This is a genomic window from Leptospira ainlahdjerensis, assembly GCF_016919175.1.
GTDB classification, from domain to species: Bacteria; Spirochaetota; Leptospiria; order Leptospirales; family Leptospiraceae; genus Leptospira; species Leptospira ainlahdjerensis.
The window spans coordinates 1-26,603 of the sequence record NZ_JAFFPU010000035.1; the positions used below are offsets into that span (position 1 = coordinate 1).

30 protein-coding genes, 1 rRNA gene and 1 other RNA gene are annotated in these 26,603 nt (G+C 41.6%); 20 read left to right on the forward strand and 12 right to left on the reverse strand.

Annotated elements, in window-relative coordinates:
- The first annotated feature begins 143 nt into the window (after positions 1 to 143).
- Positions 144 to 1,046, forward strand: coding sequence for a hypothetical protein (locus JWG45_RS09810; RefSeq protein WP_205279580.1), 903 nt, complete (start codon positions 144 to 146; stop codon positions 1,044 to 1,046).
- Between the two features lie 41 nt (positions 1,047 to 1,087).
- Here JWG45_RS09810 and JWG45_RS09815 read toward each other — a convergent pair whose 3' ends face one another.
- Positions 1,088 to 1,309: a hypothetical protein gene (locus tag JWG45_RS09815; RefSeq protein ID WP_205279581.1), complete on the reverse strand. Its 222-nt coding sequence runs from the start codon at positions 1,307 to 1,309 to the stop codon at positions 1,088 to 1,090.
- Positions 1,310 to 1,482: 173 nt separating this feature from the next.
- On the opposite strand from JWG45_RS09815, the gene ssrA reads away from it, so the two are divergent.
- Positions 1,483 to 1,833, forward strand: a transfer-messenger RNA (tmRNA) gene (ssrA, locus tag JWG45_RS09820).
- A gap of 289 nt (positions 1,834 to 2,122) precedes the next feature.
- Positions 2,123 to 2,773, forward strand: a complete 651-nt coding sequence (locus tag JWG45_RS09825; RefSeq protein ID WP_205279582.1) for a DsbA family oxidoreductase — start codon at positions 2,123 to 2,125, stop codon at positions 2,771 to 2,773.
- A gap of 20 nt (positions 2,774 to 2,793) precedes the next feature.
- Here the strand turns inward: JWG45_RS09825 and JWG45_RS09830 are convergent, their stop codons facing one another.
- Complete coding sequence (locus JWG45_RS09830; protein WP_205279583.1) at positions 2,794 to 4,686, reverse strand: adenylate/guanylate cyclase domain-containing protein; 1,893 nt, start codon at positions 4,684 to 4,686, stop codon at positions 2,794 to 2,796.
- Positions 4,687 to 4,884: 198 nt separating this feature from the next.
- On the opposite strand from JWG45_RS09830, the gene JWG45_RS09835 reads away from it, so the two are divergent.
- The 13 genes from JWG45_RS09835 (at position 4,885) to fumC (ending at position 20,756) form a co-directional block, all read left to right on the forward strand.
- Entirely contained in the window at positions 4,885 to 6,138 is a 1,254-nt protein-coding gene (locus JWG45_RS09835) for a valine--pyruvate transaminase (RefSeq protein WP_205279584.1), read from the forward strand.
- Between the two features lie 89 nt (positions 6,139 to 6,227).
- Positions 6,228 to 8,567, forward strand: coding sequence for a hypothetical protein (locus JWG45_RS09840; RefSeq protein WP_205279585.1), 2,340 nt, complete (start codon positions 6,228 to 6,230; stop codon positions 8,565 to 8,567).
- A gap of 286 nt (positions 8,568 to 8,853) precedes the next feature.
- The gene (locus tag JWG45_RS09845) at positions 8,854 to 10,605 is read left to right on the forward strand and encodes an FG-GAP-like repeat-containing protein (protein ID WP_205279586.1); all 1,752 of its coding nucleotides are present in this window, start codon (positions 8,854 to 8,856) and stop codon (positions 10,603 to 10,605) included.
- A 94-nt stretch (positions 10,606 to 10,699) separates the two neighbouring features.
- Positions 10,700 to 10,816: ribosomal RNA gene (gene rrf, locus JWG45_RS09850) — 5S ribosomal RNA — on the forward strand.
- 244 nt (positions 10,817 to 11,060) lie between these two features.
- The gene (rpmH, locus tag JWG45_RS09855; RefSeq protein WP_205273597.1) at positions 11,061 to 11,222 is read left to right on the forward strand and encodes a 50S ribosomal protein L34; all 162 of its coding nucleotides are present in this window, start codon (positions 11,061 to 11,063) and stop codon (positions 11,220 to 11,222) included.
- Positions 11,223 to 11,262: 40 nt separating this feature from the next.
- On the forward strand, positions 11,263 to 11,553 hold the full coding sequence (rnpA, locus tag JWG45_RS09860) for a ribonuclease P protein component (protein ID WP_332476469.1): 291 nt from the start codon (positions 11,263 to 11,265) through the stop codon (positions 11,551 to 11,553).
- Entirely contained in the window at positions 11,550 to 11,780 is a 231-nt protein-coding gene (yidD, locus tag JWG45_RS09865; protein ID WP_205273598.1) for a membrane protein insertion efficiency factor YidD, read from the forward strand. Before rnpA ends, yidD begins: the two co-directional genes overlap by 4 nt.
- Positions 11,780 to 13,663: a membrane protein insertase YidC gene (gene yidC, locus JWG45_RS09870; protein ID WP_205279728.1), complete on the forward strand. Its 1,884-nt coding sequence runs from the start codon at positions 11,780 to 11,782 to the stop codon at positions 13,661 to 13,663. Before yidD ends, yidC begins: the two co-directional genes overlap by 1 nt.
- Positions 13,664 to 13,696: 33 nt before the next feature.
- Positions 13,697 to 14,407, forward strand: a complete 711-nt coding sequence (gene jag / locus JWG45_RS09875; RefSeq protein ID WP_069605794.1) for an RNA-binding cell elongation regulator Jag/EloR — start codon at positions 13,697 to 13,699, stop codon at positions 14,405 to 14,407.
- On the forward strand, positions 14,400 to 15,770 hold the full coding sequence (gene mnmE / locus JWG45_RS09880; RefSeq protein WP_205279587.1) for a tRNA uridine-5-carboxymethylaminomethyl(34) synthesis GTPase MnmE: 1,371 nt from the start codon (positions 14,400 to 14,402) through the stop codon (positions 15,768 to 15,770). The genes jag and mnmE overlap by 8 nt, the downstream gene beginning before the upstream one ends.
- Positions 15,771 to 15,817: 47 nt before the next feature.
- A complete protein-coding gene (locus JWG45_RS09885; protein WP_205279588.1) occupies positions 15,818 to 17,080 on the forward strand; it encodes a malic enzyme-like NAD(P)-binding protein in 1,263 nt (420 codons plus the stop codon).
- 102 nt (positions 17,081 to 17,182) lie between these two features.
- Complete coding sequence (locus tag JWG45_RS09890) at positions 17,183 to 19,258, forward strand: hypothetical protein (protein WP_205279589.1); 2,076 nt, start codon at positions 17,183 to 17,185, stop codon at positions 19,256 to 19,258.
- Positions 19,259 to 19,361: 103 nt separating this feature from the next.
- Positions 19,362 to 20,756: a class II fumarate hydratase gene (fumC, locus tag JWG45_RS09895; RefSeq protein ID WP_069605798.1), complete on the forward strand. Its 1,395-nt coding sequence runs from the start codon at positions 19,362 to 19,364 to the stop codon at positions 20,754 to 20,756.
- A gap of 308 nt (positions 20,757 to 21,064) precedes the next feature.
- Here the strand turns inward: fumC and JWG45_RS09900 are convergent, their stop codons facing one another.
- From JWG45_RS09900 to JWG45_RS09940, 9 genes are all read right to left on the reverse strand, one after another.
- On the reverse strand, positions 21,065 to 21,505 hold the full coding sequence (locus JWG45_RS09900) for a hypothetical protein (RefSeq protein WP_205279590.1): 441 nt from the start codon (positions 21,503 to 21,505) through the stop codon (positions 21,065 to 21,067).
- A gap of 37 nt (positions 21,506 to 21,542) precedes the next feature.
- Positions 21,543 to 21,728, reverse strand: a complete 186-nt coding sequence (locus JWG45_RS09905; protein ID WP_205279591.1) for a hypothetical protein — start codon at positions 21,726 to 21,728, stop codon at positions 21,543 to 21,545.
- Positions 21,712 to 21,948 carry a hypothetical protein gene (locus tag JWG45_RS09910; RefSeq protein WP_205279592.1) on the reverse strand — a complete coding sequence of 79 codons (237 nt, stop codon included), beginning with the start codon at positions 21,946 to 21,948 and terminating at the stop codon, positions 21,712 to 21,714. Before JWG45_RS09910 ends, JWG45_RS09905 begins: the two co-directional genes overlap by 17 nt.
- A complete protein-coding gene (locus JWG45_RS09915) occupies positions 21,945 to 22,541 on the reverse strand; it encodes a host-nuclease inhibitor Gam family protein (RefSeq protein ID WP_205279593.1) in 597 nt (198 codons plus the stop codon). Before JWG45_RS09915 ends, JWG45_RS09910 begins: the two co-directional genes overlap by 4 nt.
- Positions 22,542 to 22,712: 171 nt before the next feature.
- The gene (locus JWG45_RS09920; protein WP_205279594.1) at positions 22,713 to 23,126 is read right to left on the reverse strand and encodes a hypothetical protein; all 414 of its coding nucleotides are present in this window, start codon (positions 23,124 to 23,126) and stop codon (positions 22,713 to 22,715) included.
- 6 nt (positions 23,127 to 23,132) lie between these two features.
- On the reverse strand, positions 23,133 to 23,357 hold the full coding sequence (locus JWG45_RS09925) for a hypothetical protein (protein WP_205279595.1): 225 nt from the start codon (positions 23,355 to 23,357) through the stop codon (positions 23,133 to 23,135).
- Entirely contained in the window at positions 23,354 to 23,536 is a 183-nt protein-coding gene (locus tag JWG45_RS09930) for a hypothetical protein (protein WP_205279746.1), read from the reverse strand. Before JWG45_RS09930 ends, JWG45_RS09925 begins: the two co-directional genes overlap by 4 nt.
- Positions 23,526 to 23,750, reverse strand: a complete 225-nt coding sequence (locus JWG45_RS09935; RefSeq protein WP_232380623.1) for a hypothetical protein — start codon at positions 23,748 to 23,750, stop codon at positions 23,526 to 23,528. Before JWG45_RS09935 ends, JWG45_RS09930 begins: the two co-directional genes overlap by 11 nt.
- Positions 23,747 to 24,049, reverse strand: coding sequence for an LIC13344 family protein (locus JWG45_RS09940; protein WP_205279596.1), 303 nt, complete (start codon positions 24,047 to 24,049; stop codon positions 23,747 to 23,749). The genes JWG45_RS09935 and JWG45_RS09940 overlap by 4 nt, the downstream gene beginning before the upstream one ends.
- 403 nt (positions 24,050 to 24,452) lie before the next feature.
- Here JWG45_RS09940 and JWG45_RS09945 point away from each other — a divergent pair, with 403 nt between their 5' ends.
- Positions 24,453 to 24,851, forward strand: a complete 399-nt coding sequence (locus JWG45_RS09945; RefSeq protein WP_205279730.1) for a helix-turn-helix domain-containing protein — start codon at positions 24,453 to 24,455, stop codon at positions 24,849 to 24,851.
- On the opposite strand, the gene JWG45_RS09950 is transcribed toward JWG45_RS09945, so the two are convergent.
- The gene (locus JWG45_RS09950; protein WP_205279597.1) at positions 24,852 to 25,019 is read right to left on the reverse strand and encodes a hypothetical protein; all 168 of its coding nucleotides are present in this window, start codon (positions 25,017 to 25,019) and stop codon (positions 24,852 to 24,854) included.
- Positions 25,020 to 25,526: 507 nt separating this feature from the next.
- Between JWG45_RS09950 and JWG45_RS09955 the strand changes: the two genes are divergently transcribed.
- The 3 genes from JWG45_RS09955 (at position 25,527) to JWG45_RS09965 (ending at position 26,557) form a co-directional block, all read left to right on the forward strand.
- Positions 25,527 to 25,829: a helix-turn-helix domain-containing protein gene (locus JWG45_RS09955; protein WP_205279731.1), complete on the forward strand. Its 303-nt coding sequence runs from the start codon at positions 25,527 to 25,529 to the stop codon at positions 25,827 to 25,829.
- 168 nt (positions 25,830 to 25,997) lie between these two features.
- Positions 25,998 to 26,231 carry a hypothetical protein gene (locus JWG45_RS09960; protein WP_205279598.1) on the forward strand — a complete coding sequence of 78 codons (234 nt, stop codon included), beginning with the start codon at positions 25,998 to 26,000 and terminating at the stop codon, positions 26,229 to 26,231.
- Complete coding sequence (locus tag JWG45_RS09965; RefSeq protein ID WP_205279599.1) at positions 26,228 to 26,557, forward strand: hypothetical protein; 330 nt, start codon at positions 26,228 to 26,230, stop codon at positions 26,555 to 26,557. Before JWG45_RS09960 ends, JWG45_RS09965 begins: the two co-directional genes overlap by 4 nt.
- Positions 26,558 to 26,603 lie beyond the last annotated feature (46 nt).

Here is a 26,603-nt window from a genome sequence, read left to right on the forward strand (position 1 = left end):
TCTTTTAAAATCGGACGGAAATCTATTGTTTCCGGTGGATGCGGTCGACTCGATCGATTTCGAATAAAAGACTCGATCATTTTAAACAATTCGCTGAAACTATCAATCAGTTCGATTTGTGTATCGAGAAATTTAACAAAACTATGCGAAATCAATCGAGATCGGAGTTGTATCGGCAAAAAGCCAATATCAAATTTTTCATTTTTATTTTTTGTGTCTCTCCCCTTTTTCCCTGTTTTTTAGGGAATTTATATGCGGATAACGTCATTCTTAGAAACGGAATCGAGTATAAGAACGTTAAGACCGTATTGGGAAAGTTTTCGGTTACGATCGAATCGGAAACGGGTTCCGTCGTGAACATACCCATTCATTCGATTAAATCCATTAAGTCGATTCCGGTTTTATGGAACGGTGTGTCAAAGGATTCTTCGAAATCAGAGGATGAGAATGCCGGTAACGGGAACGATTTATCCAAGGATTCGAAAACGAATTCGGAGAGACGGTCGCCTCTTCTCAGTAACTCTGCGATTGTGAAACAATCGATTCTGGAGTCGCTTCCGAGTTTGATTCCGGGATGGTCCAATCTCTATCGCTTAGGATATCCTTCCTTGGGGGCTTTGTTTTCTCTTACGGAACTTTACCTCGTTCACATGATATCCGTTTATTCGAAACCGACGGCCCGCTTTTTTGATGATCCGGTAAATCTTTTTTCCGCATACAGAAACCTCGATACCAATGTTTCCTCTGAAAATCCGAAATTTATCAGTTTGGTCTTTATTTATGAAAATGCCTCTTTAGTAAAGGATCCGGTTTCAGGCGGATATACCACTCAAGAAAAAATCAACGAAGGAAGAGAGAGGGCCGCCACAGGATTGATATCCGTTTTACTTTTGGATTTTTCAGTAACTCAAGTAATTTCTATTCTTGGAAAGAAGAAAGAAATTGCTTCCAAAGAGAGGGGTTCTTTTGAGATTAAATTCGGAAGTCGATTTAGACCGGAAGTAGGGGAATCGGAATCGAAGTTTTCCGCGATTTATTATTTTTAGAAGGGCCACCGTTTTTTATTTTGGGCAGCCCTTTTCTTGTACTAAGCAGTTGCGGAATCTCTTCCTATCTTTCCTAAGAAATATAAAATTACGCCGACGGCTACCAAACCCGCCCGAATTGCCCAACCGGTTGCCACTCCCCAATTGTCGATCCACATAAGAATCTTTAAGTTGTAGTTGAAGAAACTCAAAGCTCCGGAAACGATTCCCGCGAAGGAAAGAAAAGCTCCAAACGAGGAAATCTTATCCTTGATTTGATCCATAGTATTTGCACCCCTTTTAATGAATTAGTTATATGGTTAACATCTCAATTCTTCTTTTTTCTCCTTTTTTAATACGAAGTATTCTTTCTTGCCTATAAAATTCTTATTTTGATAAAAAACTTGCGAGAGCATCCGAGTTTCTGAATTCTGACAGTCTAATAAAAAGATAACTCGGGGACGAAATTGGTTTCGACTGTTGTTGTCAGGGATTATGTGGCGTGTAGAGGTTGTAGGCTCCTCTCAAAACCTTCAAACAATAACCGCTAATAACGAATTAGCCCTAGCAGCTTAATCTCTGCTACGGAACCTTGGTTCTTTCTCCTGAGGGCCAAACGTTCTGACACTTTTCGGGAGGCGTCTCTTTTGGTTTTCGGTTCCTGAGAGAGATCGTATTTGAGCTGAATAGGAGAGAGAGTCCTGTCTGTGGGTTAAACTCGATCCGACAACTTTATACATAGACTACACACGTAGAGGCTAATCTGGGGCGCAATAGGACGCGGGTTCGAACCCCGCCGTCTCCATCGCATTCATTCATTTCGTCTTGATTTTAGAATTCTCTGAATTCGGATTTTTCCGGCTTCCTTCGTTTCCTTTTTCGAAAAAATGAAATGTCCCTGAATTCTCCATTTAGACCTTCTTTTATAAATTCGAATTCTTAACACTTTATGTTTAAACCGTATTTGTATTACAACAGTCTGATACTTATAAGATCCAAGTTTTGTTAGGTTGTTCGGGAAAATTTTTCACATCCTTACAAACGAACCATGATCATTGGATTTATTCTTTCCTTTTTGGGAGTTGAGGAGATAGAAATTGGAAACTAAAATTTCGATTTATTCGGACGTTGTTTGTCCTTGGTGTTATATCGGAAAAAAAAGAATCGAGGACGCGATCGAACTTCGCAAAAAATCCCATCCCAATGATAAGATTGAAATAGAATGGAAGGCCTTTCAACTCAATCCTAATCTTTCCGAGGAAGGGGAAGATCGAGTTTTACACATGAGCCGTAAGTTCGGTTCTGCGGAGCGGGTCAAGATGATGGTTCAGAGAGTCGCCGATATCGCGTTAGCCGAGGGGCTTCCTTTTTCAACGGAACAACAAGGTCATCAACCCAATACATTCTTATTACATGCGTTGATTCGAAGAGCTAAAGACAAGGGGAAGGCTTCCGAACTTACCGGAATCTTCTTCAAAAATTTCTTTGCAGAAGGAAAAAATCTTTCGGACCCTGCGGTGATTTTGGAAAGTTTGAAAGAAGCCGGTTTGAATGAGGACGATTTCAACTACATAAAAGAAAACGAATCTATTTTAAAAGAAGTTCAAGAAGAAGAATTGAGAGGAAGACAATTGGGCGTTTCCGGAGTTCCGTTTTTTGTTTTTAACGAAAAATACGCGGTTTCGGGCGCACAAGAATCGAATCTTTTCCTGCAAGTTTTTGATCAGCTGGAAAAAGAAGCGCCGTAAAAAAGCGCTTCTTTTCGGATTCATTTAAAGTCGTATGCTAATTTGTATGCGACATCTTCTTCTTTTGACCAAGGTAATTGAAAAGGAACCTTTCTGACTTTTAAACCGGTTTCTCTCAGATAATTCCGAATCTCGCTGTCCCGAAAGATCGCTTCCGAAAAAGCGATTTCTCCTGCATCCGTAATCCCTTGGAGTTTTGAGGCATAATTTACGGTGTTCCCAAAAAAATCGATATTGCTGTTTAGGTTTACCGCCAAACAAGGACCAGTATGTACGCTGATTCGAATTTGGATTCGGTTTTCCGGAGAAATCTGAAATACTTTCTGCAATTCAACGGAGGCTAATAAAGAATCCAACGGAGTTGAAAACGAAGCCATCACCGCGTCTCCAATCGTTTTTACTACGGCACCTTTGTTTGCTTTAATGATTCGAAAGACTTGTACGAAGTGTTCTCTAACCTCTTTAAAGGCGCCGGTATCTCCTTCGGAAATGTAGAATCGAGTGGATCCAACGATATCGGTAAAAAGAATTGTTTGGACTCCGATATCGAGTTGAAGATCCGAAGCGATTGCCTGTTCCGTAAATAAATCGCGAAAGTCTTGGAAGTTAAACAATTCCGCGGGTCTTAGGCTGTAAGCGTCTTCTTTCTTTTCTTCTATGACGAATGTTCTGGGCGACAGTTCGCTATTGTAAATTTGTACCTTCGGTCCGGGTCTTGCAGTGAGTTCTTGCTCCGATTGGTCCGCTGTCCACCGAATCGTTTCATTCGCGGTAGGCTGTAGTTCTAGGAGATTGTATTTTTTTTCTCCCGCGATTCGGAGACGATAGATTCCGTCCTTTAATAATAAATCTGTAATATATTCGGTTCCCGGTTGAATTGTCCTTTGAAAACGGATATGGGACTTTGTAGCAGGCTCCGCGGCGCAGAAGAATCTTTTTTGAACTTCCCTTATGGAAGGATGAATGTGAAACGTAATTTCGATCGTATTGAGTTTTGAAGATTCAAAATCGATCCCGCAGACATCGCAAGAGTCCTGGGAGGGTACGTCCCCCAGGTTATTGAGTTCGGATCGAACTCCTCGACAGTGCGGACAGATTACGTCCCAGGAAAGCGTAAACAAACCCTGTCTACAACCGTGTAAAAAAAGAAGGAGAAGACTTTCTAAGGGAATTTTCCAATCCAAAGCCAATTTTTTGATCCGAATCCGATAGAGTTCGTTTTCGTCTTCGGAAAGAATATAATGAATCACTCGATCGATCAGAGTTTCGTCGATTCCTTCCTTCGCTAAATTGTTTCTGATTTGTTTTAGCTTGAGGTTTTCGGTAACGGGCTCCGATTCTTTTAACCTATTGTTAAGATTAATTATCGAATCGTTTTGTTTTCTCGTTTCGATATCTTTGAGAAGTCCTAAAAGTCCTTTTTGATAACTTTGAAAGAGTTGTTTCATTCCGATCGGAAGGATGAGCTTTCCGAGAATTCCTCTCGGGATCCATCCGAAATAAACGGTGAGTTTCGTTTTGTTAGGCGAAAGCTTTTCCACTAAATAACGGCATCGAACATACTTACCGAGGCCTTTGCTGTAGATTCTTGCATTGTTTAAACCTTTACAGTATTCCCATTCCCAAGGAACTTCTTCCCATTCCATCAGAATGCCGGCGTTTCTAGAACGACCGAATAGCTTTCCTTCCCTTTCCTCGTATTTCATTTCGGGAATACCTATTCTTTTGTTAAACGAAGACGTATCGATGAGCCAAGGCCAAAGAGATTCTAAATCGATGGCTAACTCAAATTCCCAGAGGACGTCTAACGGTTTTCCGGACCGGGTCCATTCTTCGTCCCAAGGATATTGTTCTAAGAATTCACGAAGGTTTTGGATTTCCTTGGACTTGATTTTATTTTGATTCGTTTCCATGTCGATTCTCTGGTTCCCGTAAGAAATTTGTTTTTATAAATTCTGATCTTAAATTCTGCAAAAGTGTCTATGGCGATTTTCGCAACCATAAAAGGAATGAGAAGACGATCCGATTCTCTGTAAAAAGAATCTACAAAATTTCTCTTTTCGATTAGATTCTGTTTCCTGCTTTAGAGTTCGGAAGAAATTTGGTACGGTATGCAATATTCTCAATTTGGACAAAAATTCAAAAAGCAAACCGGAATCGGACAACTTATGCACGATTTAGGCGATCCTCCACCGGGCGCTTGTATGCTTGGGGGAGGAAATCCCGCCTCGATTCTCGAGGTCACGGAGGTTTGGAAAGAGATTTTATCCAAACAGATCGAATCTGGAAGTCTAAAAAGAATTTTAGGAAGCTATGAATCTCCGGCAGGAATCCAAGAATTACGAGAATGTGTAGCATCTATCTTATCCGAAGAATCCGGGACTCGTATTTCCGAAAACCAAATTTCGATCACTAATGGAAGTCAGAACGCATTCTATCTTTTGTTGAATTTTTTCTCAGGCAAATTTGAAAATGACAGAAATAAAAAAATTCTTTTTCCCATCCTTCCTGAATACATCGGTTATACGGATCAAACTTTGGAAAAGGATTCCTTTTTATCCTTTCAACCGATAATTCAGGAGATCGATTCTTATTCTTATAAATATTTTATCGACAAGGAAAAATTTAAAACCTTCTCCGATTGGAGGAAACAAGCGGGTTGTATTTGCGTTTCCCGACCCACGAATCCTACCGGAAACGTGATCACCGATGCTGAATTGGAATTTCTCATTACTAGGGCGAAGGAGGCCGACATACCGTTGTTAGTCGACAACGCCTACGGTTATCCTTTTCCGGGGGTTGTTTTCGAAAAAAGTTCCTTTATTCACAAGCCCGGGATGATTCAGGGATTCAGTCTTTCCAAGTTGGGACTTCCCGGTGTGAGAACCGGATTCGTTTTAGGCGATTCGGAAACGATAGAACTTTTACACAAAGCCAATTCGGTTATCAATTTGACGAGCGCCAGTCCGGGGCAGTATATCGCTCTCGAACTTTTCCGTTCCGGAGAATGGAGACGTTTATGTAAGAACGTTATTCTGCCTTACTATCAAAAAAAGTCGGAGTTTGCAAGAGGGGTTATCCGTCAAAACTGGAGTTCGAATTTGGATTATAGAATTCATCAGAGCGATGGGGCGTTTTTTTTGTGGGTCTGGGTAAAGAATTTAAAACTTACGGTTTCCGAGTTATATCCGATTCTAAAAGAAGCGGGTGTGATCATCGTGCCTGGGAAAACTTTTTTCCCAGGCTCAGATCAGAGCTGGTCTCATCGAGAGGAATGTTTTCGTTTGAGTTTTGTGAAAGAAGAAAAGGAAATCGAAGAAGGAATTTTGAGAATCGGCCGAGTATTGGAAAAATTCTCCAAATAAAAAGGTTTCGTCCTGCCATTCGGAATGGAAGACTGGATACTTAGAAAGATTTAATTTATCGAAATCACCTTGTTATATTGTTAAAAAAAATGGAAAGTACTGAACAGGACATAAGCTTTGAAGAACTGGCGGCGAGTAAGCCGGTGGAAATCCAGTCTCTTATGCCGGATTATATTTTTTTAAACGAAGGCGCGGTCGGACTTTCCGCCACCGCTCGTTGTATCTTAGACGAACTAAGAGATTGGCATAAAAAAACGGAAAAACACGGTTCGAAGGGAATCCACCCCTCCTATCTACTAACGTTAGACAAGCTTTCCGAACTTCTCAATAAGTATAGAAATCTAAGCGAACAATCAAAGTCGCCTCAGAGTGTAGATTTTGCTTTGAGACAGTTGGTCGATTACGAGAAAAAGGGAAAAAATAAATCCGCTTATATTTATCCATTTCTTGTCCGCAACGGCGCCAAGGTTTTGGCAAGGATCGCAATCGCAAGTCCGCAAAAAGAAACAAAGACCGACGTAACTCCTTTTCGAGTCGCTTGTTTTGAATTCTCGGAAGAGATGATCGATTTGATTCTTCAAAATCGTGCTAAAAAGCCGAAACTTCCGGACGAAGATAACCCAGGCGGTTTTTTGCTTCATAAAAATAAAGCGGGCAAAATTTGGTTATTCCCAAAATTGGCTTCGATCGAAGCCGAATTCTCCACATTGCTCAAACGGGGTTTTCAGCCTTACAGCTATATTCCGATGACCGATTTTTTAAGGGACTTTCTTACTTATTCGCTCAAGAAGAATTATGTGATGAAAATTCTTCCGGATTATCATATTATCCTGGATGACCTTCAGCTGAACCCGGACGGTTCCTATGTAAACCAACCGGAAGTCATCGCGCATTATCGTTGTCAGGCGGATGCCCTTGAAAAATTCGCTATTCCTTATCTCAAGGAGCTGAGTGAAAGGGCGGGTTACACCCTATTCAAAACGAGAATTGCGGAATTCGAACAGACCCACGTTCAACTGGTGGAACCTGGAAGAAGGCAAAACAGCGAAAAGGTCAAGGCTCTAATTTCGCTTATCAACGATTATCCTTTCGATCGTGAGACAGACGAACTTGGAAAGAAAATTGCCGAAACCTGCAGAGCTTCGATTCAAATTCTATCTAGATTGATCGAAGAAAAGGATAAGTTGGTTCAAAGAAAAGAAGAGAATGTTTTTAAATCGCTTAAAACAAGAATTTTGAATAAGATCGCGGAGACTACCTTACAGGACCAAACCCTTTATCGATTCTCACCGGAACAAAAATTAAAGTCTTCGGGGTTGATGGACGAAACGCGTTATCCGGCCATGGTTGAAGAATTAAAAAAAGACATCGCCGCACAATTCGGAATGAAGGTGATTGAAAAACCGGATCAAACCTCCGAGATCTACGCGGTCGATCCGGGCTATATGGCTGCCGTCTTACATAAGTTAAGCGGAATGGCTGCTAACAATCCTTCCTTCCAAAAAGAATTGGATATCGCGAAAGAAATCAATACGACTCTCAGCAATCCAAAACATCCGGGTCTAAACGCGAAGTTGAAAGCCGATAGCATCGTCAAATTGCAGCAAGGAATCCAAGCGATCGAACAAATCGAAGCGGAAAAACAGCGCTCCCAGGAATTCGCCAAAAAATTTAATCTTCCGATGGGTATGTTGGGTTTTGTCGCGAGTATGATTCTATTCTTAATCGCATCCGTCCATTTTAAAACTACAGGGATCTTGTTCGTCGGAATTCCGGTAAGTTTGTTTTTAGGTTTTATGCTCGCCTTTTATTTTCGAGATAAGGATAAATCGGATATCCTCGGAGCCGGAGGATCGGCTTCGCTCGGTTCGGGTTTTAAGGGAGAATACGGATCGGCAACTTCCTCTTCCGCTGAAGGTTTTTATGCCGGGAATGAAGACTCTGAAGAGGAACATACTTATACAAAAGGCGAAACCCCCAAAGAAAAAAAAGTGAGCTTGATTGCAAAAGGGGCCGAGAGATTCGTCTTTCCAAGTCGTTTTACAAAGATCACGGATAAGATTCACGATTCCCGTTCGTTGCGTAAGAAAATCTATGAGAATTTGGATAACATCCGAAATAGCGTGGCCCATCTAAAGGGAGAAAAGGACGATGAAAAAGTCGCCTCAACAATTGAATACGCTTTGTTGCAGAATTCTGCGACCATCATCATTCCTGACGATTTGGTTCCACAGGGAATGCCGGGATCTATCATTTTAAATCATAACGACTTGAAGGCGCCTTTGATTCGGGATCAGATTTCCGAATTCTTGCGGAACGAAGCCCAGAAAAAAAAATACGATAAGAAGCTCGTAAAATATTATACTTTCTTAATTAACACGATCGAAGTGGAATATTATAAATATCTCCCGAGCAGAAAAAAGAAATAAAATTTCCATTTTCGGCCAGTATTCCGGCTTTATGGTTTCGTTTGATTTATTCTAAAAGAATTGGAATTGACTTAAAAGTCCTTTTGGACCTAATTTGAAACAAGTGAACGTTGGTTTGTATTTCTCTCTGAACTTCTTCTTCCAAAATTGTTTTTCGAATTTAAAGACATCCTCTATCGTTTTTGATTCGAACACGACCTCTTTTTTTAGAAAAAAAATAATCGTCCTCGCATGTTTTTTTCTTCTTTCCGGATGTGCGCGTATTCGAAGTTTGAATCCGGGTGATATGAGTTCCGGGGCATATTATGAAAATATAATCATCCAATGTCTTTTGGGCCAAGCTGCAAATTGTACGGCACCTTCTATTCGTAACGTTCGAGATTTTGGAGTTTTAAATTCCGGTTTTTTAACGGGAAATACGGCGCCCTTCGCATCCACCGTAGAGGTTTCGTTCGATGATGGCTTCTTTCAAGGCGCTTTGGTAACGGAGAACACCTGGTTTTTTCCGTTACCAAAGGGGGCTGATTCTTGGAAGCAAAATTCGATTCATAAGGTTACGATCCGCTCCGGTCCACTTTCCGCACAAAGGACGGTTGTGATTCGAAAGGGAAACAATCAAGACGTCAACGGCGACGGTTTTCCGGATGTACTCGTCGGGGCGAATCAATTCAGCGCCGGAACGGGAAAGGCCTACCTATTTTATGGAGGAGTTGAGGGAATCGTTTCTCAATCGGCAAATTCCGCAAAAACGAGTATAGCGGGAGTTCCGGCCGGGCAATATGGATGGGCCGTAGCCTTAGGAGACGTCAATGGAGACGGTTACGCAGATGCTGTTGTTGGAGCCCCGAACGCGGGTGCGGATAAGGTTCTAATCTATCATTCTTTAGGCGGTGACGGAATTCTTACGAATGCGACTCCGAGTGCGACACTCTCGGCCGGTTCGACGATGTTTTTCGGAGGCGCTCTCGCTATGGGGGATATCAACGGAGACGGATTTGAGGACGTAGTCGTCGGTTCTTACGGTTATTCTACTTCCACCGGAAGAGTGGATGTATTTTATTCTTCCGGAGCATCCGGAGTTCCGACCGGAGGCCTTTCCAACGCCAAGTCCACTTTCATTGGGTCCGTGATCAACGGACGTTTCGGGATTACGGTAGCGACTGGAGATTCAAACGGGGATGGATACTCAGATATTTTAGTGGGAGCCGATGGAATTTCTAGATCTTATTTATTTCATTCGGGTGGGAGCGGAGGAATTTCCGGGCAAGATCTTTCCACAGGTGGAACGGCGAATACGATTCTAATCGGGGAAACGGGAAGTCAATTTGGAATTTCGGTTTCCTTGGGTGACGTGACCGGAGACGGATTTCAAGACGCTTTGATCGGAGCCCGATCGTACACAGCAAATCAAGGCAGAGCTTATGTTTTTCATTCGAATGGGGGATCCGGGATTCCAAATCAGAATCTTTCCGGATCGGGGTTTGCGAATACGATTCTTACAGGGCAAGGCGCGGGAAGTTTTTTTGGGATCTCGGTTTCCTTAGGAGACGTGAACGGGGATGGATCTGCCGATGCGCTTGTAGGAGCCTACGGTCTTGCTACGGGGAATTCGTTTCTTTTTCTTTCCGGAGGATCTTCCGGGATCTCAAGTCAAAATCTTCAGAGCGGCGGAACCGCACATACAACCTTTGTCGGAGAAACGATAGGGGATCAATTTGGAATTTTTGTTAACCTCGTGGATGCAAACGGAGACGGCTGTTCGGATGCAGCGATTGGGGCTTATGGATATTCGGGTGGAGGAAATACGGGAAGGGCTTATATTTTTTCAGGCTCATCCTCGGGCATTCCGAGTGTCGGAGCTCCGAACGCGAATACGATTCTTACGGGAGAACCTGCCAGCCAGTTTGGATATTCGATCGCATCGAATTGGAAAACGAAAAATCAGAACTTCCTCGAGAAGAATCCTTATCCACGGAAAATGATTCTTTTTCGAAGAGAGGATCGAGAACATCTACAATGCCGTTTTCCAAATTCTTAAAACGAACATCCGAAAGAATTCAGAAGAATTTTCATCTTTTTTATTAATTTAAGATTGACCGCACAAACCGGTACGCGAATCTGACTTTAAGATTCCTGGTGACTATAGAGAGAGGGCCACACCCGTTCCCATCCCGAACACGGAAGTTAAGCCTCTCATCGCTGATGGTACTGTGTGGTTCGCTGCATGGGAGAGTAGGACGTTGCCGGGTTTTTTTATTTTAGGACAGAGGATTGATTCTGAACAATCCTCCTCCGGTCGTTCGGGCCTTCTCCTCAGGGTTTTCCCTGAAATTCCTAAGAATATAAGAAATCCCGATCAAGACAAATTCACATCAGAATCGGATGTGAAATGGTTGACTTAGACTTTTTTCAGAATGCTTCTGTTAGAAAGAGTATTGGATTCTTCTAAACAGAAGAAATTTACGCAATCATTAACGCCAATCAGGGATAAGTATGAAAAGAAATTACCAGCCCAGCCGAGTAAAAAGAGCGAGAACACACGGATTTCGCGCGAGAATGGCTACTTCCGGTGGAAGAAAAGTTCTTTCTCGTAGAAGAAAGAAGGGCAGACATAAGCTCACTGTTTCCGACGAAAAACTCGGTAAAAAATTCTAAGAACTAAGCCATCGAAGAGACATTAAAATCCAGGAAGGAGATACAATCTCTTTTTAAGGCTGGAAAAAGAGTCTCCCGCTTCCCGATCGTTCTAGTATTCACCGTTAATTCCTTATCTAAGAATCGTTTTTTATACTGTCCGGAACGTACGGTAAAAACTGCGGTTCAAAGAAACCGGATCAAAAGGAAACTAAGATCGGTCATACACGAGGAAGAGAAAAATTTTCTAAAGGGCTTTGATATCGCAATATTAGCCAAAAAAGAAATTTTGGATCTAACCCACGGGGAGCTGGTTAAGATTCTGGTCTCTCTGATCAACCGAATCTTATGAACCAACTTGCAATCAAACTGATTCAGCTATACAAACGGCTAATCTCTCCTTTACTCCCTCCAGCCTGTCGATTTACCCCAAGTTGTTCAGAATATGCAGCACAAGCATTTCAAGAATACGGATTTTTCCGCGCATTGCAGTTGAGTACTTGGAGAATTTTGAGATGCAATCCTCTCTCTCGGGGATTCGAAGATCCCTTACCACCTAACATAAAAAGGACGAAATGATGGAAGATAGACAAAGTAGATTATTTTTAGCTCTGATTCTAAGTATGGGAATTTGGATGGGAGTGAATTATTTTTTCTTCCCTTCCGCTCCTCCTAAAAAAGCTCCCGAAACGAAAGAAGCTACTTCGGACAAAGCTTCGGATATCAAAAAAGAAAACAAAACTCAAATCGAAAAGATGAAAGAGGCTCAGATCACCGCTCCGGTGAAAGAAGTTAAGGTCGCTCCTTCCGACGAAAAGAAAGCAAGAATTGTCACGGATTCTTACATTGTCGAGTTGAGTTCCTTAGGCGGAAGAATTTCCAAATTCTATGTAAAAGATTATGTAGGACCTAACGGTGATTTGATGCAAGTCGCTCGTAAAAATCCTGAGACCGTTAACGTCGATGGTAAATCTTATCAAGCGGTCGAACTTTCCCGAGACAAGGGTTTCGATTTTAACTTCGTAAATTCTTTAAATCAACTTCCGGAATCCGATTGGAACGATATTTCTTTTTCATTGGAAGAAGACAAAGCCAATTCTTCCGTGGTTTTTAGCGCCGTATCTCCGGACAAAACCTTTCTTCTAAAAAAACATTTCCGTTTTTATCCCGGTGAGAATTATTTTAAAATCTCACTTTCCATCGTAAACCTTACAAAAGAAAAACTTTCCTTTGCTTCCCAGAAAAATACTCAGTACCTGAGAACCTTCGGTAGTCTTGGTCCTCTTCCGAAAGACAGAGCCCTAAACGATCGTGATACCGCAAACTTCTTTCGTTTCTATCATATCGGCGGATCTTTTAACGATTCTTTGGACGGAAGTTCTTCTCTTGGATTTTGGTCCTCGGTTGGAAATTTCTTTACGGGTAATTCCGGAGCCGACGAAAGCTTCAGCGTAAAAACAAACGTAGAATCGGGCGTTGATTTTGCCGGGACAGGTTCTCGATACTTTATCGCAGTTGCGGATCCTCTCGATCATAAACCACAGGGTGTCGTTTTGGACAACAGAACGAAAAATGAAACCGGGGCCGTATTATTGTATGATAATATTTCATTAACTCCCGGTGAAACTTACAATATGGACTTCGGGACTTATGTGGGCGTTCGTGAAAGTGAAGGAATGGTTTTTAGAAATCCCGAACTCGATCCGAACCAAGCTAAGAACAGTCCTTTTGCGGGTCTAAGCGCCGACTTAAATAAATCTTTCAACCAAGGAATGACTACCCCTTTCAGAAACGGAATCATCTGGGTTCTGAAAAAAATCTATCAGTTCACGGTTCCTAACTACGGTTGGAGTATCATCATCTTTGCGATTCTTTTCAAACTCGTTTTTTATCCACTCAATCAGAAACAAGCGGATAGTATGAAGAAGATGCAGGAACTCAGTCCTCAGCTCAAAACGATCAACGAAAAATTTGCGAACGATCCTAAGCTGCGTCAGCAAAAAACGATGGAGCTCTATAAGAAGAACAACGTCAATCCGGTCGGGGGTTGTCTTCCGATGGTGATTCAAATTCCGATTTTTATCGCGCTTTATACCGCTTTCTCTGATACAATTGATCTTTGGAATTCTCCGTTCTTATGGGTTAAAGACCTTAGTGAACCGGACGTAATTTGGACTTCTCCTGCGATTCCATATTTTACACAAACCGGACTCGGTTTAAATCTTCTCGCACTTCTGATGGTTGGAACTCAGATCTTCCAAACAAGGATGACTTCGGTTTCCATGGATCCGAATCAGAAAATGCTAATGTATGTAATGCCGGTAATGATGCTTTATATCTTCTGGAACATGCCTTCCGGTGTTACACTCTATTGGACTTTTCAAAACATTCTTTCCATCGCTCAACAGTGGATTACAAACCACTTGAAAAAGACCGAGGAAAAGAAAAAGGCAAAAGCCTGATCTCGCAACGAACTCATTATCGAGGATAAACACATGGAAAATTACATCTTTGAAGCAGAGGCCAAATCGAAGTCCGAAGCCGAAGATTACACTCTCAAAACCCTCCGACTGAATTCGGACGAGGTTCGTTTTGAAACCGTTGATTCCGGAAAAGGCGGCTTTTTCGGAATCTCACAAAAAAAGCCGGCAGTAGTCCGGGCTTACGTTACTTCTCGGGATCTTCCCGCGGAGAAAATCATTCACGGGGTCGTTCTCACCGTTCTTAAAAAAATGGGAATCGAAGCCGAAGTGGTAGGAATGGGCGACGTGGATGGAAAAATCTACGTCGAAATCGCAAGCAAAGAATCCGGTTTAGTGATTGGAAAAAGAGGAGCTACGTTAGACGCTCTTCAGTTCATCTTCAACTTGATGGTGGATTCTAAAATCAGACACGGAAGAAAAATCGTTCTGGATATCGAATCCTACAGGGACAAAAGAGAATTATCTTTGGTTCGTCTTGGAAAATCCGTAGCGGCAACCGTTGCAAAAACCGGTAAATCCAAACTTTTAGAACCAATGAATCCTTTTGAAAGAAGAATCATTCACATGGCTCTTCAAGAAAATGAGAAAGTATTCACGAGATCCGAAGGGAACGGAACTTACAAAAAAGTAAGAATCATTCCTATGAAAGATAAACACAAATACAAAGACGTTGCTGAGAAAGGTCCTAACAACGACCTTCTCGAAGAAGCGAACTTTGAATGATACGATAGCAGCTATATCAACTGCTTCCGGATCCGGAGCCATCGGTATCATCCGAATCTCCGGGCCGGGAGCCCTTACGATTTCTTCCTCATTTCTTTTTTCTAAAAATAATTTTCTATCTCCTGATAAAATCCAACCTCGAGTTGCGATTCAATGCGTGTTTCAAGTTGGAGATAGAAAAGTAGATCAGATTTTATTTTTTTACTTCAAAGCTCCCAATTCTTATACCGGAGAGGATCTCTGCGAATTTCATTTTCACGGAAATCCGATCTTGTTAAGAGAAGCGTTAGACGCCATCTTCAGGGCCGGCGCCCGTCCTGCGAAACAAGGAGAATTTTCTCGCAGAGCATTCTTAAATGAAAAATTAGATCTGACCGAAGCGGAAGCGATCGGTCGTTTGATCTCGGCTCGTTCTCGTTTTGAACTCGAGCTCGCTCAAAAAAATGTATTCGGCGAAGTCTCTCGTTTTACTTCGAACCTGAGAAGCCAGCTCATTTCTCTCAAAGCGGAATGCGAGGCAGAGATCGACTTTTCAACCGAAGATCTTACCTACGAATCCTTGGAAGAAAGAAAAGCCAGAATCGAAAAAGTCCGAACCTTGTGTCAGGCCGTGATTCAGAAATCGGATTCCGCAGAAAAATTAATTCAACAACTTAGAATCGTTCTCTATGGGGAACCGAATACGGGCAAATCGAGTTTGATGAATGTAATCTTAGGAAAAGATCGTTCCATCATTTCCGAAATTCCGGGAACCACCAGAGATTATATTAGCGAAGAAATTTTACTTGAAGGAATTCCCGTTCGACTCGTCGACACTGCCGGCGTTCGGGAGACCGAAGACACGATCGAAAAACTCGGAATCGAAAGAAGCGAGAAAGAATTTCAATCCGCAGACATCAGACTCGTTTTGGTCGATACTTCCAAAGAAGTGGATTGGAAACAATATGTTGATAAGAATCGTGTTCGTCTTTCGGGTTCGATTCTTGTCGCGAACAAGATCGACATCCGTGATTCTTCTTGGAATCCGAATCTTTTTTCAAACATAGAAGACCTCACTCTTTGCGAAATTTCTTGTAAGACCAAGGATGGCATTTCCATTCTTCTCGGAGCGATCAAGGAAAGGGCCGGAAGTCTCGGTCACTCCGAGGATTATGTCCTCTTGGAGGAAAGACAGCGATATCATTTCGAAACCATCGTCCGCTGTCTAAACAACACGTTGCATTTGATCGCAGAAGGCGCACCCGCAGAAATCTATATCAAAGAAATCGACTACGCACTTACCGAGATCGGCGAAGTAAACGGCCGAGTGGATACCGAAGAAATTTTAGGGAGAATCTTTAGCAAGTTCTGCGTTGGCAAATGAAATGTTATGGTCTCACGGTCTGAATTCAAAAATATGGGAAATATCGTATGAGGGAAAAATCACTACAGTATCACTCGCTCCATCCTAAGGGAAAAATAGAAGTGGTTCCAACGAAACCAACTCTGGATTCTTATGACCTTTCCCTCGCCTATTCTCCCGGTGTCGCCTATCCTTGTTTAGAAATCAAAGACACGCCGGATCTCGTTTATGAATATACAAACAAAGGAAATTTAGTCGGCATCATCACAAACGGGACTGCGGTTCTCGGGCTCGGAGATATCGGAGCCCTTGCCGGTAAACCCGTGATGGAAGGAAAAGCGGTTCTTTTTAAAAAATTTGCGGGCATCGACGTTTTCGATATCGAAGTAAACACGAAGGATCCCGATGAATTTATCAACGCGGTGAAACTTCTCGAGCCGACATTCGGCGGAATCAATCTGGAAGACATCAAAGCTCCCGAAAGTTTTTATATCGAAGAAGAACTCATCAAAAAAATGAACATCCCCGTGTTTCACGACGATCAACACGGAACCGCGATTATTACCGTTGCAGGCCTTCTCAATTCTTTTGAAATCACCGGTAAAAAAGCTGGAGACGTTAAAGTCGTTATCTGCGGCGCTGGTGCCGCAGGAATTGCAATCGCTGAACTCATTCAACATATCGGAATCAAAAAAGAACAAATCTTTTTAGTCGATACGAAAGGTGTGATCCATCACAATCGCACCGATCTCAACGAGTCGAAGAGAAGATACGTTCAAAAAACGGATTCTACAACTCTGAAAGACGTGATGAATGGAGCCGATATCTTTGTCGGTGTTTCCGTACAAGACATGGTCGATGAGGATATGGTTCGTTCTATGGCTAAGAATCCGGTAATCTTCGCTTTAGCAAACCCGGATCCGGAAATTCCATATCAGGTTGCCAAAGCTGTCCGTTCCGATTTAATCATGGGAACCGGAAGAAGCGATAATCCGAATCAGGTGAACAACGTATTAGGTTTTCCTTTTATATTCCGCGGAGCTCTCGATGTAAGGGCTCGCCACATCACTCTCGAAATGAAATTGGCAGCCGCGCGTTCTCTCGCGGAATTGGCTCGGTTAGAAGTCCCTGAGGCTGTTAGTTTAGCTTACGGCGGGGTTCAATTTCAATTTGGTCCGGAATACTTGATTCCGAAACCCTTTGATAAACGAGTCCTTTTTCACGTTGCTCCTGCCGTTGCAGAAGCCGCGGTTGCGAGCGGATCCGCTCGAATTCCATATCCTGGAAGAGAAAAATATCTCGGATTTCTGGAAGGAATTATCCGAAGCTGATTTTTTTTCTCACTTTCGAAATCCGATATTTATAAAGATACGAGGCTTTTACCAATTTCTAAAGTCTCTTAACAATATACCCTGAATCGGGTACGGTGGATTATGTCCAAATCTGAAAATCAAGTCCCTACTCCCGAAACCTCCGCTATCAGTACGGAGGATACTCAGGATATGATCACCGATCAGGAACTCAAAGTCCTGATGCTTCAATTTAATCCGGGAGCTTTTAAAGATATCGATTTGGTGGAGAAGGGAGTTGAGAATTATTTTCTTTTCAACCATTCTCCGTTTGCGCTTACAAAGATAGAACAGCTTCAACACCTCAAACTGCAAGATTTGAAATTTCTCGAGGAAAGAAGAGGAATTCAATCCTATCAGTATCTTCATTTCCAAAAAGAGATCCGAGAACTTCAGATCGTCAGCGTTATCATTCGTCCCGCGTCCTTAAAGGCCGATCAGATCGTAAAAGTAAAACGAGGATGCCTTTTACAAAGTGTCGCCTCGGTTTTAGAAATGTTGCACGCAAGAGATCAGTTTATTTTAAACGTTTCTAAGAATTCTGAAATCGAAGACTGGGTTCACCAAAATTACATCAACGTTGACGATAAAGGGATGCCGATTAATCTTTCGGATTCTAAATTTCTCGAAAAGTCTATGCAAAATTTGGAATCTCTTTCACTTGAATCTCTTTTGAGTAGATTGCAAGTAAGAGGCGATCTTTTTAACAATATTTTTCAATTGTTGGATCAAAAGCCCGGAGAAATTCTAAATCAACTTTCCACTATAAAAGTAGAACCCGAGGTTTTACCGGTTCTAGAAAAAAGAGGATCCCGTTCTCCTCTTTTGCAACTTCATCCCCGCTTTCATCTTTTCCAACCTTCCTTGGACGAGCTTCTGAGTTTCAGACACGCGAAAGAAAAAGACGAACAAGGCAGAACCACGGAGTTGGAAGTCATCTTCGAGTTGTTCACAGTCATTGCCCGTAAAATTCTTTTACATATCCTGCCTACGGAAGAATCTTCCTGGATCGAACTTACTGGAAATGAACAGGCGGAAAGATACGCGCAGGAATTAAAAAAACATCCCGCGTTTATGTCCGGAAAAAATTGGGTCGGCGGCGGAGATTTTATCAAGGCTTACGAAATCTTAATTCAAACGATTCGGACTCTTTCCAATCTTAAAAAAGAATCATTGATCAATCTTATCACGGGCGAAAATCTATTTCGCTTTAAAGAATCGAAAGAACCGGTTCATTTTGATCTTTCCAATTTCGAAGTCGACGAAGTCGCTCTTAATTCCGTAGGAATGAGTCGTAACGAACTGTTCAGGGAAGTTTTGGAACGGATTCGTGCAAGAGAAGATTTTCTAAAAAAAGAACGAAAAGGGCCGGGTGGCGAGGTAATTGGTCTTCAGATCTTAGCGAAGAGTATGATCTTGCGCGCATTCACTGACATTCGGCCAAGAAGAACTTCGATTCATAATCTTGTTAGACAAAACGGATATCCAAGAGGAATTTACGAATTCTTAAAAGAAGTTTCGGATTTAAAAGACGGCCAAGCCGCCGTTGACGAACAAATACGACTGAGTAAAGCGATCGCAGAATGGGAAGAAGATACTGAAAAGGAAAGAATCCGTACGGAACGAGCCTCGAAATCGATCCTAGAAAGAATCATCGAATTCATATTGAGTCTTTTTGGAATTTCAGTTGCTCCAAAAGAAAGAGAGATTTCGAACAAAGGTTTTGTTCGAAAAGATCTGAAAGTTTCTGATCCTGATAATCCTCCACAAGATTCTTCTAAACCGAAAAAGAAACTTTCTTTGGGTGTGATTGTTGGACCGAAAGAAAAGGAAATGATAGTCCCCGCTCGACTTCAGAAAGCGATCGATTACGTGGATCGTAAGAACAACGGTTTGATTTGGCTGGATGAGGTTGTGGTTGCGGTTGCTTCTCCCGAATTCGGAAAAGACAAAGTGGCCGACCTCATTTACTATGACCAGAAGCGGAGATATCTGGAAATCAGAGCGATGAATCAGGTTCGGCACGTTTTCATTCGAAGAGAATTAGAATCCGATCCTACTTGGATTCAATCCACTCTGGATTATCTCGATAATGTTTCCGCAAAAAAACCTGAGTTTTCCGCGCTTGCGGACACTCTGAGACGATTCCGAGAAGAATGACGATTCTTATTTGATTTTAAATCATATTAGGATTTACTTAAGAACCTTCTATCCTCTGCGGAAAAATAATATTCTAATTAACTTGTAACCATTCGGAGGCTTCATGAAAACCAGAATCGAAACGGATTCAATGGGTGAAATCGCTGTAGACGATTCGAAATATTGGGGGGCGCAAACGGAACGTTCCCTTCATCACTTCCATATCGGGAACGACCGTTTTCCAAGGGAAATGATCCGCGCTTTGGGCGTTCTAAAAAAATCCGCTGCGATCGTAAACGCAGAGCTCGGATTGTTAACCGAAGAGAAAAAGAATCTCATTATCCAAGCTGCGGATGAAGTGATCTCGGGTAAGTTGGACGAACACTTTCCGCTTTCTGTTTGGCAAACCGGATCCGGTACTCAAACGAACATGAATTCAAATGAAGTCATTTCAAACCGGGCGATTGAAATCGCAGGCGGCGTAAAAGGTTCGAAAAAACCAATTCACCCGAACGATGACGTAAACAAAGCCCAATCTTCCAATGACACATTTCCTACCGCTATGCATATTGCGGCGGCGGAACAACTGAATCAAAAATTGATTCCCGCACTTGTGCAACTCAAAGATACTTTAAAAAAGAAAACGGAAGAATTTCAGAATATTATAAAAATCGGAAGAACGCATCTTCAAGACGCGACCCCTTTGACTTTAGGTCAGGAATTCTCAGGTTACGTTCAGCAATTGGAATACAACATTGCAAGAGTGAAGGCGGTTCTTCCTTCCGTTTACAGACTTGCGTTAGGCGGAACTGCGGTTGGAACCGGTCTTAATACGCATCCTCAGTTCGCCGTAAAAGCGGCGGCACAAATTTCAAAGGAAACCGGACTTCCTTTTGTCAGCGCCGAAAATAAATTCGAAGCTTTAGCGGCTCACGATTCTCTCGTAGAAGTAAGCGGTGTGTTAAAAACGATTGCCGCTTCCCTGATGAAAATCGCAAACGACGTACGCTGGCTTTCTTCCGGTCCTCGTTGCGGAATCGGCGAGATCAGTATTCCTGAAAACGAGCCGGGTTCTTCGATCATGCCTGGGAAAGTGAACCCGACTCAATCCGAACAAATGACGATGGTTTCGGCGCAGGTAATCGCAAACGACGTTGCGGTCAATATAGGAGGAGCGTCCGGAAACTTTGAGTTAAACGTTTTCAAACCTCTGATTATCCATAACGTTTTGAATTCGATTCGACTCCTTTCCGATTCTTGCGTTTCTTTCGAAGAACACTGCGCGCGTGGAATCGAACCGAACAAAGAAAAACTCAACGAACATTTGAATAATTCTCTGATGCTCGTTACGGCTCTCAATCCTCATATCGGTTACGATAATGCGGCGAAAATTGCGAAGAACGCTCACAAAAAAGGAAGCACTCTTAAGGAGTCCGGAATTGAATTGGGGCTCTTGACAAGTGAGCAGTTTGATCAGTGGGTTCTTCCGGAAAAAATGATTTCTCCTTCCGTAGATTGATTATTGAATTTCATTCGGTTTTGTGAACGAGCCCGTTCGGAAGAACGGGCTTTTTATTTCTTCAGGGATTCTCTTATCTTCCAAATTTAGAATGATGGATAAATCTGATGTGAAATGCGCACAAGAAAAATCGTTTCTTAAACGATTGACGATAAAAATCAAATAAAAGGTTTATTTTCTTTCTCGGCCTTTTCGCTTCCACACCAAGAAAAACCAAAAAAATGCGGCGATCGCGCCTACGAAAAACCAGACAAACAACGTCCAAAAGGCCGCATATCCGATTACCAAAGTTACCGATTCGACCGTTTTCAAGGAGCCGCCTCCCATTCTTTTGTGTCATCTTTTGGCTTTGCCGATGACTCTCCAAACCGACGAACGGACTGATAAACATAGTTCGCGCGAAAGGAATTCATACCGTCTTTCAGACAAACTTCTTTGAGAATTTTGTCGGCCACTTCGCGATAAAGGGAGCGATCTAATTTTTTTTCGCGCATCAGTTGATAAAGAGCGTCGTGAATGAGGGAGCCCCGCATGAAAGTTTTTGTATCGATCGTCGGGCCGCTCGGACCGTCCCAAGCATAGCCGGATTCAATTTTCAAAAGACCTTCTTTGGAAAGTTCGACAAAAATTTTTACCTCAGGGACGCCGATCTGGAGAAAGGAGCTCGAGTGTATTGGGGTTTGATATTCGTAACTTTTCATCAGTTGATACTTATAGTTTTTCAGATTCTTATATATGATCTGATCCATTTTGTTTCTCCTTTTTCAAGACTTAAGAACGAAGAGGTCAGTTTCTTTTTGTTTTCGTAATTTTTTCTATCGTAGTTTGCGAAACTCCCAATTTCCTCTTCGCATAGAGAGTCATCGTTGCAATGTTTACCATTCCGAATTCGTCCAAAACCGCATCGGTAAAATCGTTGAATTCCAAGTCTTCGAATTGAATTTTGAGTTGAGCCTTAAACATCGACCGCATTGTTTTCTCCTTGTTGAATTTTCCATACCGTGCCTTTAAAATAACGTTCTATGAGAATCTTTACGTACTCCGAACATATTGAAGTTTCGATCGTAAAACTCAGAGGATCTATCTTTACTTTCAGACTTTGAACTTCTTCGTGTGTGAAAGGCGAAAATCTTTTCGTAAATGCGATGAACGTTGCCCAATCGGCTTCCTTGTTTATTTGTTTCGACATCATGCCGCATCCTCGACGGCTTCGATTTCGATTTCCGTTTCATTAGGTGTAATGTAGAGACGCTCTGATTCTTCGTTAAGTTCAACGTGGATCTTTTGTATGGCTTTGAGCGGCTCCGCTAGAATCTGTTCTCTGTTGAGTTCTAATTTTACCCGAAGATATAAGCCGCTCAACTTAAAGATCAAGGTGTCGAATTTTTCCAGAAGTCCGTTTTCGGAAAGAATCCTTTCAAAAAATTTTAGAGTTCCTTTGGTTTTTACCGAGGCGGGAGTTTTGCGAAGTTTTAAAACTCCTGTGCTCAGTTTACACGTTTTATAATCCGAATTCGGAAAGAGTTCCTCCTTATGACGCTCAACGAAATATTTTATGCCGGAAGCGATGCTCTGAATTTTTATATCCAGTGGTGAAATCTTTTTCTGAAGATCTAATTGAAGTCTGCTGATCCGGTCGTCTACCTTGCTCTTGATTCGATCTCTTTCCCGTTTGATCTCTCCAAGCAATTGTATTGCTTGAGAGAGCTCGGTTCTATCTTTGAAATTGTTATCGCGTGAATCTAAAATACTATTCTTATTGATTGTTTTTTTTGACTTGGACATAAATCCCTCCTTTTTTGAAGTCATCTCAACCGAAACTCCGTTTCTTGAAAAAGGTAGAACTTTCACTGTCGGAATTCTTTTTACGGAAGATTTGTTTCCTTCCCGACTTTGTGATTTTACTCGTTTGTCTATTTGATCCCTTCATAGTGGTTTTCCTTTTAAATTTATCTATTATCGAACGCCGATAGAATTAAGAACGCCGGAATACCAAATTGCAAATTCCCTTATTGAATCAGGGTCCAAAGACTGCCCTTGTTTTTCCCTTTCTTTATCTTCTTGATAGATTTTTCGAATCGTTTCAATCGGAAGTTTCCAAGAGTTTTCAATCGCTATCACATAACGTGTCGTATTTCGAATATCCTTGATCACATCGGCAAGGTGTTCGCGATAGATAGGTCCCGCTTTATTTTCGAAATCGTCTTCGGCGCAAATTGAATATTTGAAAGCTATATCCCTGAGATTTAATTTGGATTCGATTACGATCTGTTCCAAACGTTGCGATAAGGATCGTCCTCTTCTCCAGAATCTTTTATAATGAACGATTTCCCCGTTCACGAGAAATCTAACCGGATTAATACTGCTCATCTTATTTTACGCGACCGCGATTTCCTTTTTAGAAAGTGCTTTGTGAAGGTAAGAAGTTCGAACGTTTCTTCTTTCGATAACGGGAAGAATGTGGCGGCTCATATAATCCGCGAGTTCATCCGCTTTTAATTTACGAATCATGTGTTCGGGAACTTCTTTCCAGCAATCTTCGAAGATGTTCTTGTCAGCCCGGATTAATTTTAGAATTTTCTGTTTTTTAGTAAGATTCATACAGCCCTCATACATGGATTCTTTTTGCTTACGGGAGGAGAAAATTTAGAACAAGAAGGTCGAATCTTATCGATGTTCCGAGTCAGATCTTGAAAGTTTTCTTTTAGACATTCTTCGCAGAGATCCGTTTGAAAGAGGGAAACGTTCCGATTGCATCCGATGCATAATTCAACGCTCATATTCCAAATTCTCCTTGATTTTTCGTTCATTGATCCATTCTGAAAATTCCCCCTCAAGCTTGTTGTCCTGGAGAAAGGCGTCTATAATCGCGGATCTGCTCAAAAGACTTTCGATAATTTCGAAATGGGTTCTTCTTTTTCCGTCCTTTTTATAGAGTTTGGAAAGAAGAAGTCCCCTTCTTAATAACGTTAACCGCTCCTTAATTAGAATCATTCTCCGTATTCCTCCTCCAAAATATATTCAAGAATACTGATAAACTCCCGAACCTTATTCTGATCTTTTTCGCAGATTTGGACGATGTCGTTCTTAACTAAGAAAAGCGAAGTGACAGCTTTGTCCGCCATCTCTGAATGATCGTCCCATCTCCAATCGAAGGTCGGAAATTGTTCTTTGACGTATTCGGCAATTTGGCCGATCATTTTGTCCTCAATGTCGGCAAGAACTATAGGGTTCAGGTTATCTCGAAGAAAACTTTGTCTTCGATCTAGTGTTAGCGATGTAACTTCTTTCATTCTTCTATTCTCCTTTGTTTGGTTGATTGTAGGATCGAGACGACTGACCAATGTTAAATAAAACATTCCACTTTTTGAATTCTTTTCGAATCATAGAGTCTGAATGATTTCTGTTTAAATTCTTAGAGAGGGAGTTATAGTTTCCTTTTATTCCTCTTACGAATTCAGCCGAGTTTTTCACTCGATGCGTAACATAGATCAATTCCTTGCGCCCGTCTTTATTCGTGAAGATCACATCGACTCCTTTTTGTGATTGCGATTTCGCTTCCGTTTGAGAGGCTTGGGCAGTGCGAGTGACCGAACTTCGGTTTTTAAAAGCGAAATGTAACCTGGGCGGGATCGTCCCGTCTGAAACGACCATACGTTAAAAATGTATTTTGGTCAAGTAAAAAATACGGTAGAAATGTATAAAGCGGATAAAAAATTTTCTGAACGATTGAAAAAACTCATAGAAACTTTGGGGATTTCTCAGGCTGAGTTTGCAAAATCCATAGAGTTGAAACCTGCCTTTATCAGTGATCTTATCAATGAAAGAGCAAAAAGTTTTTCGCAAGAATCCTTGGTGAAACTTCGTGCGGAACACAATGTAAATCCGCTTTGGCTGATAGCCGGGGAAGGAGAAATGTTGCTTTCCGATACGGAGTTAAAGTCGGATCGAGAAACGGATCGTTATAGAACGATCTTAAGGAAGATTAGAGCGAGACCTCAGATAGAAGGATTACTGGAGAATCTTCTAGAAGTTCCGGATACAGAATTAGAAGCTTTGAATGTTGTGATCGAAAAATTCCGCCGTAAAAAATAATTATTCTTTCTCGAGAGTTGCGAAAACACGATTTACGATTTCGAGTGCGTAAGTATGTCTTAGGACTTGGATCGGTTCTGGAGATACTTGGAAGTCGTATTCGAACTTTCTAAGAGTCTCTTCCACTTCCCAAAAAAGATAATCGCGTAAATCCTTCGTAGTCTCCAAATTCTTGCTCCAACAATTTCGCTATATATACGTTTAGTATATTTTTCACCCCCGACAAAATCCATCCTTAATCCGAAAGTGTGTCCTTTTTTTGTTCACTTTCAACGACTCTTTGGAAATTCGATGGAATCCTTTTTGCTGAGAGGTAAGAGGACAATAATTTCAATATGTCTCATTCTTAGCCGGAGTTCCGCGCATTGTAAGAATCTTAATCTTTAATAACGAAAAGGTTTCGACTTTTCGAAACCAAAGTCGAAACCGCTTTTCCACATTCTTTAAGTCCATAGAACACGGAGGATTCGTTTTTTTAAAATTCAAATCGAAGCGTTTTATGGAAAGGATTTGAAAATTAAATCCGAACTTTGAAAAACAGAAAGTTCGAAAAGTGAAGCGTTCAGAAGAATTCTAAATTTAGAATATTCTAAATTTATGTTTCCTATTTGGGACCAATGTATCCTTCGTTTACCGCTTGACAAAAGCGAAGACATAGAAGTAAACCGTCTTCCTATGTCAGAGATCACAGGTCACAGTCAAAGAGGTTCTTTGCTAAAAGCGGTTCAGCAGGCAAGTCAAAAAGGCGGTAATTCGCTTAAGGAAGAACAAGAATCACCGAGTCAAAAGGATAAAAATTATGTTTTAAAGACAAAGGAGGCCGCTAAATATCTCAATCTTTCTGTAAGGACTTTCACACAATATGTGATCGATCACGAAATTCCTTTTATACAATGGAGCCCAAGAGTTCGAAGATTTTCCGTTTCCGATCTGGATAAGGTTTCTCATTCCCTCAAAACAAAAAAACAAATCCGTTAAGACTGAAATGTCCCTGGTCCCAATTCTTCAAAAAAATAGCGGCGGATTCGACCGATAGAATCGAGTTCGTCCCTTGTTTTCGAAAACACTCTATGTTATTCTCTCATCACAATCGAAGCGATTGAGTAGTTAGCCTGCCGCCGTGCGGGTCATTTTTTGCGAGGAAGAATGGAGAATTCGAAATTGAGTCAGATAAAACTGGGGATCAAAGACTTTCTTGTAATCCTCGGCTTTCTAATCTCCGCGGTGTTTCAGTACAACACTATGTATAAGGACCATGAAATTCGTATCGTAAAGATCGAAACGGAGATGACCTCCATATCCAAAGATTTAGCAGAAATCAAAGCGGACGTAAAAGACCTAATCAAACTTACATCCGCGAAGGCGAGGACGAGCGAATGAAGTTTCTTTGGCGAGACGATCGAAACGGAAAGCGATCGGACACTACTTTCAGAACTTGGATCGTTTTTATCTTAGTCATTCTATATTTGATAGCGCTTTGTGTTCTTTCGATTTTTTCCCCCGATTCTTTAAGGCCGTTGCACATGGATCTTATTCAATGGCTCGTTATTTTTTATGGAACCGCAGGGAGTTTGTATTTAGGGAAACGTGTAAACGAAGATTTGAATTTTAAGAGAAACGTTTTTGAAAATGTCATAGAAACGATGAACGGTTCGAATGATTCCGGCTCTTTCCCAAAACCTGATATTAAAAATGAAAAGTTATGAAACACGAAATGAATGTTGAGGAAGTTTTCACTTTCTATTGGCTTTC